Annotated in this window: 7 protein-coding genes and 1 pseudogene; 6 read left to right on the forward strand and 2 right to left on the reverse strand. The window is 67.9% G+C overall.

Annotated elements, in window-relative coordinates; genetic code table 11:
- Nucleotides 1–33 precede the first annotated feature (33 nt).
- Genes ACKOB8_RS01975 through ltp2 form a run of 5 tightly spaced genes read left to right on the forward strand, consistent with a single transcriptional unit; the run spans nt 34 to nt 4,709 of the window.
- Nucleotides 34–1,041, forward strand: a complete 1,008-nt coding sequence (locus tag ACKOB8_RS01975; protein ID WP_526375101.1) for an acyl-CoA dehydrogenase family protein — start codon at nt 34–36, stop codon at nt 1,039–1,041.
- On the forward strand, nt 1,032–2,195 hold the full coding sequence (gene fadE29 / locus ACKOB8_RS01980; protein ID WP_526375103.1) for an acyl-CoA dehydrogenase FadE29: 1,164 nt from the start codon (nt 1,032–1,034) through the stop codon (nt 2,193–2,195). The genes ACKOB8_RS01975 and fadE29 overlap by 10 nt, the downstream gene beginning before the upstream one ends.
- Complete coding sequence (locus ACKOB8_RS01985) at nt 2,192–3,148, forward strand: OB-fold domain-containing protein (RefSeq protein WP_526375105.1); 957 nt, start codon at nt 2,192–2,194, stop codon at nt 3,146–3,148. The genes fadE29 and ACKOB8_RS01985 overlap by 4 nt, the downstream gene beginning before the upstream one ends.
- Entirely contained in the window at nt 3,145–3,546 is a 402-nt protein-coding gene (locus tag ACKOB8_RS01990; protein ID WP_526375107.1) for a MaoC family dehydratase, read from the forward strand. Before ACKOB8_RS01985 ends, ACKOB8_RS01990 begins: the two co-directional genes overlap by 4 nt.
- Complete coding sequence (gene ltp2, locus ACKOB8_RS01995) at nt 3,546–4,709, forward strand: 17-hydroxy-3-oxo-4-pregnene-20-carboxyl-CoA lyase (protein WP_526375109.1); 1,164 nt, start codon at nt 3,546–3,548, stop codon at nt 4,707–4,709. The genes ACKOB8_RS01990 and ltp2 overlap by 1 nt, the downstream gene beginning before the upstream one ends.
- 31 nt (nt 4,710–4,740) lie before the next feature.
- On the opposite strand, the gene chsH3 is transcribed toward ltp2, so the two are convergent.
- Both chsH3 and kstD read right to left on the reverse strand, forming a co-directional pair.
- Nucleotides 4,741–5,604: an enoyl-CoA hydratase ChsH3 gene (gene chsH3, locus ACKOB8_RS02000; protein ID WP_526375111.1), complete on the reverse strand. Its 864-nt coding sequence runs from the start codon at nt 5,602–5,604 to the stop codon at nt 4,741–4,743.
- A gap of 1 nt (nt 5,605) precedes the next feature.
- Nucleotides 5,606–7,288: a 3-oxosteroid 1-dehydrogenase gene (kstD, locus tag ACKOB8_RS02005; protein ID WP_526375113.1), complete on the reverse strand. Its 1,683-nt coding sequence runs from the start codon at nt 7,286–7,288 to the stop codon at nt 5,606–5,608.
- Nucleotides 7,289–7,350: 62 nt separating this feature from the next.
- On the opposite strand from kstD, the pseudogene ACKOB8_RS02010 reads away from it, so the two are divergent.
- A pseudogene (locus tag ACKOB8_RS02010) lies at nt 7,351–7,477 on the forward strand (2-keto-4-pentenoate hydratase); the annotation flags it as partial.

Consider the following 7,477-nt stretch of genomic DNA (forward strand, 5'->3'; position numbering starts at 1 on the left):
GAAGAACCGAGGAGAACAACCGAGGAGAACATGGTGGACTTCACCCCGGATCCCTCGCAGCAGGCTGTCGCCGACGTCGTCGGCGCAGCCCTTGAGCGTGAGAACAGCTGGGCCGCCCTGGTCTCCGGCGGGGTCCTCGCACTCGGAGTGCCCGACCGGCTCGGCGGCGACGGAGTCGGCCTCCCCGAGATCACCACGGCCCTGACCGAGATCGGCCGGCACGGTCTGGTGTCGCCGGCGCTGGCGACTCTCGGACTCGGAGTGCTCCCGCTGCTGGACATGGCTGCCGCGGACCAGCAGGACCGGTTCCTGGGCGGCGTCGCCAAGGGAGGCGTGCTCACCGCGGCGCTGAACGAACCCGGGTCGGCGCTGCCGGAGTTGCCCACGACGAAACTCACCGACGGCCGACTCAACGGCGTGAAGGTCGCCGTCGCGCACGCGGCCGAGGCCGACTGGATGCTGGTCAGCACCGACGTGGGCGTGGCCGTGGTTGCCCCGAGTGAGCAGGGTGTCCGGCTGACCAAGACTCCCTCGTCGGCCGGGGGGGACGAGTTCGCCGTCGAGTTCTCCGGCGCGTCGGTCGCCGCGGTACTCGACGGCGCGCAGGTACATCGCCTCAACCAGCTGGCAGTCGCCGCGATCGGATCCTATGCGGCCGGTCTGGTCGCCGGAGCGGTCCGACTGACCGCCGATTATGTGTCCAATCGCCACCAGTTCGGCCGGCCGCTGGCGACCTTCCAGACCGTGGCGGCGCAACTGGCTGAGGTCTACATCGCCGCGCGCACCCTCGGCCTGGCGTCCTCTTCGGTCAACTGGCGGCTCACCGAGGGCCGCGACGCCGACGAGGATCTCGACATCTTGGCCTACTGGCTGACCGCCAACGCTCCACCGGCGATGCAGACGTGCCATCATCTGCATGGGGGGATGGGTATGGACATCACCTATCCCATGCACCGCTACTACTCATCGATCAAAGATATGACCCGCCTGCTCGGGGGTCCCGCCCATCGTCTGGATCTGGTTGGAGCGCAATGTACATAGAACTGACTCCCGAGCAGCGGCACCTGCAGGCGGAACTACGTCAGTATTTCGCCACCCTGATCTCGGCCGACGAGGCAAGGCAGATGGAGGTCGACCGGCACGGTAAGGCCTACCGTGCGGTGATCAAGCGGATGGGTTCCGACGGCAAGCTCGGGGTGGGCTGGCCGGTCGAGTTCGGCGGACACGGTTTCGGTCCGGTCGAACAGCAGATCTTCGTCAACGAGGCCGCGCGGGCCGATGTGCCGCTACCCGCGGTGACTCTGCAGACCGTCGGCCCGACCCTCATGGTCTACGGCACGGAGGCCCAGAAGCAGAACTTCCTTCCCGCGATCCTGGCGGGTGAGGTGCACTTCGCCATCGGCTACTCCGAGCCGGAGGCCGGTACGGACCTGGCCTCGCTGCGAACTTCGGCGGTGCGCCACGGCGACGAATACGTCGTCAACGGCCAGAAGATCTGGACGACCGGCGGCCATGATGCCGACTACGTCTGGCTGGCCTGCCGAACCGACCCGGAAGCGCCCAAGCACAAAGGCATCTCGATCCTGATCGTCGACACCACCGACCCGGGCTATTCGTGGACCCCGATCATCCTGTCCGACGGCGCGCACCACACCAACGCGACCTACTACAACGACGTCCGGGTGCCGGCTGAGATGCTCGTCGGTGAGGAGAACGCCGGATGGCGACTCATCACCACCCAGCTCAACCACGAGCGGGTGATGCTCGGACCGGCCGGCAAGATCGCCGCGCTCTACGACCGGGTCCACGCCTGGGCGAGCAAACCCGGTTCCAACGGCATCGTGCCGGGCGAACACGAGGACGTGCGCCGGGCGCTGGGTGAGATCAAGGCCATCTGGCGGGTCAACGAGCTGTTCAACTGGCAGGTAGCCGCGGCGGGGGAGACCGTCGACATCGCCGACGCGGCGGCGACGAAGGTGTTCTCCACCGAGCGCGTGCAGCGGATCGGCCGGCTCGCCGAGGAGATCGTCGGCAAGTACGGCAACCCCGCCGACGAGGAGACGGCCGAGTTGATGAGCTGGCTGGATTCCCAAACCAAACGCAACCTCGTCATCACCTTTGGTGGCGGAGTCAACGAAGTGATGCGTGAGCAGGTGGCCGCCGCGGGCCTGGGTGTACCCAGGGTCCCGCGGTGACCGTCGAGGAGATCCAGCGAGCAGCCGAGCGCATCAAGGCCGAGGGAAAGAGCAAGCCCCGCAAAGGCCGACACCCGGTCAACCAGCCGATGGTCGACCACTGGCTCGACGCGATCGGCGACCGTAATCCCATCTACGTCGACGATGCGGCGGCACGCGCCGCCGGGCATCCCGGTGTCGTCGCGCCGCCGGCGATGATCCAGGTGTGGACGATGGCAGGGCTGGGCGGGACCCGCGCCGATGACGACCCGCTCGGCAAGATCCTCGGACTCTTCGACGAGGCGGGATACATCGGCGTGGTCGCCACCAACTGCGAGCAGACCTACCACCGTTATCTGCGCCCCGGCGAGCAGGTCAGCGTCGCCGCGGAGTTGACGGACGTCGTCGGCCCGAAGAACACCGCGCTGGGCGAGGGGTTCTTCATCACCCAGAGGATCACCTGGTCCGTCGGCGAAGAAACCGTGGCCGACATGATGTGGCGGATCATGAAGTTCAAGCCGGCCGATCAGGTGTCCGCGTCGTCGGTGCCGGCGGACCTCGATCCCGAATTGATGATGCGCCCGGCGGCGTCCCGCGACACCGCATTCTTCTGGGACGGAGTCAACGCCCACGAGCTTCGCATCCAGAAACGCCCCGACGGCACACTGCAGCACCCACCGGTGCCTGCGCTCTGGCAGGACAGGGAGGCGCCCGTCGACTACGTGGTCTCCAGCGGTAAGGGGACGGTGTTCAGTTTCGTCGTCCACCACGCACCGCAGGTGCCGGGCCGGACGCTGCCGTTCGTGATCGCGTTGGTCGAACTGGAGGAGGGTGTGCGGATGCTCGGCGAACTGCGCAACGTCGACCCCGCGACGGTGAAGATCGGGATGCCGGTCCAGGTGACCTACATCGACTTCCCGGACGGGGAGAGCGGCCCGGCGTGGACGCTGTACGCCTGGGAGCCCGCCTCGTGAGCGCCCCGACGGTGCAGGTCGGAACCAAGCTTGCAGAACTCGCGCTCTTCGGCGACCCGACTTTCATCGTCTCGACCGCCATCGCCACCCGCGACTACCAGGATGTTCACCACGACCGGGACAAGGCGCAGGCCAAGGGCTCCAAGGACATCTTCGTCAACATCCTCACCGACACCGGACTGGTGCAGCGCTACATCACCGACTGGGCCGGACCGAATGCGATCGTGAAGTCGATCGGGTTGCGACTCGGCGTGCCGTGGTACGCCTACGACACCGTGACGTTCTCCGGCGAGGTCACCGCGGTCGAGGATGGCCTGGTCACGGTGAAGGTCACCGGAAGCAACAGCCTCGGTGACCACGTCATCGCCACGGCCACGCTCACCGTGGGCAGTGCCTGATGGCCGGGCTGTCCGGCAAGGCCGCGATCGCCGGGATCGGCGCCACCGACTTCTCCAAGGACTCCGGTCGCAGTGAGTTGCGGCTGGCCGCCGAGGCGGTCCTCAATGCCCTTGACGATGCCGGGCTGACTCCGGCCGACGTCGACGGCATGGTCACCTTCACGATGGACTCCAACACCGAGGTCGCGGTCGCCCGCGCCACCGGCATGGGCGAGTTGACGTTCTTCTCCAAGATTCACCACGGGGGTGGGGCGGCGTGCGCCACCATCCAGCAGGCGGCCATCGCGGTTGCCACCGGGGTGGCGGAGTGCGTCGTGGCGTACCGGGCGTTCAACGAGCGCTCGGGCATGCGGTTCGGTCAGGTGCAGCTGCGACTGATTCAGGGGGTGGACTCCACCAGCGTCGACAACTCCTACTGCTATCCGCACGGACTGTCTACGCCCGCGGCGCAGGTGGCGATGATCGCCAAGCGCTACATGCATGAGTCGGGGGCCACCAGCCGTGACTTCGGTGCGGTGTCGGTGGCCGACCGCAGGCACGCCGCCAACAATCCCAAGGCCTATTTCTACGGCAAGCCGATCACCATCGAAGACCATCAGAACTCGCGGTGGATCGCCGAGCCGCTCCGCCTGCTGGACTGCTGTCAGGAGACCGACGGCGGGGTGGCCATCGTGGTCACCTCCGCCGAGCGCGCCAGGGATCTGCGGCACCGGCCGGCGATCATCGAGGCGGCGGCCCAGGGCTCGAGCCCGGACCAGTACTCGATGGTCAGCTACTACCGGCCCGAGCTCGGTCTGCCGGAGATGGGCCTGGTCGGCCGTCAGCTGTGGTCCCAGTCAGGACTCAGGCCCACCGACATCCAGACCGCGATCCTCTATGACCACTTCACCCCGTTCACCCTGATCCAGCTGGAGGAGCTGGGGTTCTGCGCCAGGGGCGACGCCAAGGACTTCATCGCCGACGGTGCCATCGAGATCGGTGGCCGGCTGCCGATCAACACCCATGGCGGTCAGCTCGGCGAGGCCTACATCCACGGGATGAACGGGATCGCCGAGGGTGTGCGGCAGTTGCGCGGCACCTCGGTCAACCAGGTCGACGGCGTCGAGCACGTGCTCGTCACCGCCGGTACGGGCGTGCCGACGTCGGGGCTGATCCTGGGCTGACGTCCGTTCCGCGCCGGCGGTGCGGACCGCTTTACGTCCGAGGGGTCAGGTGAACGCCGGCGAGCACCACCGCGTCATCCCGGGCCGGTGCGGTGACGGCGGCCAGGTAGCGCCCGCCGTCCTTCCACGCCGAGGCCCGCAGGGTCTCGCCGGGGAACACCACCCCGGCGAAGCGCGCGCCGTAGGAGCCGACCCGGCCGGCATCCCCGTCGAGCACGCTGTCCACCAGGGCCTTGCAGGTCATCCCGTAGGTGCACAGCCCGTGCAGGATCGGCCGCGGGAACCCGGCGGCGGCGGCGAATGCGGGATCGGAGTGCAGCGGGTTGCGGTCCCCGCACAGCCGGTACAGCAGCGCCTGCTGCGGCAGCACCGGGATGTCGATCTCGACGTCAGGTGCTCCGTGCGGTGTCTCAGCAGACGTCGACGGCCCACGCTCACCGCCGAAGCCGCCCTCGCCGCGGGCGAAGATCGAACGGCTGGTGCTCCACAGCTCCGCCCCGGCGGCATCGGTCACCGTGGTTTCGTTGACGATCACCGCGGCCTTGCCCTTGTCCCAGATCTCGGTGATCCGGGTGACCGCGCGGCCCGATCCGCTCGGGGGCAGCGGGGCGGGAACGCTGACGGCCTCGCTGGCGTGCAACACGCGGCTCAATTCGATGTCGATGCCGGGGAAGCTCACTTTCGGCGGCTCGGTCGCGTGGAAGCTGGCCGCGACGCTGCTGAAGGTCGGCAGCACCTGCGGCGTTCCGTCGGTGAGGTAGCGCAGCTCGCGGGCATCCATCGGGTCGCGGCCGGCGCCGAGTGCGAGGTGGTAGAGCTGCACGTCGCTGCTCGACCACGAGAACTCGACGGGATCCAGCTCCGCGCCGAGCGCGACATCGAGGTTGATCGGCACGTTACGTCTTTTCGGCCAGGTGCAGCGCCGCCAGATACCCGAAGGTCATCGCCGGCCCGATCGTCCCGCCCGGACCGGGATAGGTGTGGCCCATCACCGGTGCGCTGACGTTGCCGGCCGCGTACAGCCCCTCGATCACCGAGCCGTCATCGCGCAGCGCGCGCCCGTACACGTCGGTGCGGATGCCGCCCTTGGTCCCCAGGTCGCCGGGCACCATCTTCGCACCGTAGTAGGGCGGATGGCTGATCTCGCCGAGGTTGGGGTTGGGTTTGTTGGTCGGATCGCCGTAGTAGCGGTCGTAGGCGCTCTCGCCGCGGTGGAAGTCCTCGTCGAGCCCGCTTCGGGCGAAACCGTTGAAACGCTCGATGGTGGAACGCAGTTCGGCCGCCGACAGTCCGGTCTTGTCTGCCAGTTCATCGGTGGTCTCCGCGCGCACGATGACGCCGGACTCCATCCACTTCTTCGGGATGCGCTGACCCGGTTGCAGGCCGGCGAAGATATAGCGGTCACGGTAGCGCTGGTCGAAGATCAGCCAGGCGGGCACGTTCTCGCCCGGCCCCGACCCCTGCCCGTACTCGCCGCCGTACATCCGATGGCAGGCTTCGACGTAGGGCATCGACTCGTTCATGAACCGATTGGCGGACATGTTCACGATGATCGAGCCGGGCGAGTTGCGTTCGGACAGGGCGAACCACGGCGCGCCTTCCAGCGGGACCGTCGGTCCCCACCACGCATCCTCCATCAAATCCAACGCGGCGCCGAGTTTCTCGGCGAGCACGATGCCGTCGCCGGTGTTGGCCGTCGCGCCCACGGTCCACTCGGTGCCGATCGGCTCACGCTGGTACTTGCGGCGCATCGACTCGTTGTGCTCGAAGCCGCCGCTGCCGAGGATCACCCCTCGCCGCGCACGGATCAACCGAGGCTCGTCGGTCTCCGGCGCGGTGGTGTCGCGCACGTAGATACCCCGCACCACGCCGTTCTCGACATACAGCTCGGTCAGCGCGGTGTTGAGCCAGACGGGCACCCCGGCCTCGCGCAGCCCGATGCGCAGCGGAGCGATCAGTGCGCGCCCCATCCCGACAAGGTTCTTTCCCCGCAGACCCGCCCACACCGTCCGGACACCCACCTTGAGGCTGCGCAGCACACCGCGGGGATGACGCTTGAGCTGATTGAGCCGGACGTAGTCCTGCTGCATGACGACCACGTTGAGCGGCACCTTGCCGTACGCGGGCTCCAGACCGGGAAGGTCCGGACCGAGTTTCTTCGCGTCGAAGGGTTCCGGCTCGACTGAGCGGCCGGCGGGCCGGCCACCCGGCTGCTCGGGGTAGTAGTCCGAATAGCCGGGTACCCAGCACATCTTCAGCGGGGTGTGCTTGAGCACGAACGACAGCATCTCCGGGCCGCGTTCGAGGTAGGTGTCGATGCGCTCGGGCGCGACGACGTCACCGATGATGGTGTGCAGGTAGGTCCGGGCAGCCTCGGCGGTGTCGGTGACCCCGTCGCGCGTGAGGATCTCGTTGTTGGGAATCCACACCCCGCCCCCCGAGCGGGCCGTGGAGCCGCCGAAATGCGGCGCCTTCTCCACGACAACCGCTGATAGTCCCTGGTGGGCCGCAGTCAGGGCGGCGACCATCCCGGCCGCGCCGCTGCCGACGACGATGACGTCGAACTCCTGGGTTGTCATACTAGAACACGTTATAGAATTCACCGGTCCGGGCGCTACTGGCCGACGATGGGATTCGCAGGATGCTGAGCGTTGCCACTCGTGAGCAACTCGCCGCCGACCTGGCGCAGGCCGAAGATTCCCGGGTCCCGCTCGGCCCGCTGACCGCCGGCCACCCCGATATCGACGTGGTGGACGCCTACGAGATCC

The sequence above is a fragment of the Mycobacterium sp. genome (assembly GCF_046091765.1).
Classification (GTDB): Bacteria; Actinomycetota; Actinomycetes; order Mycobacteriales; family Mycobacteriaceae; genus Mycobacterium.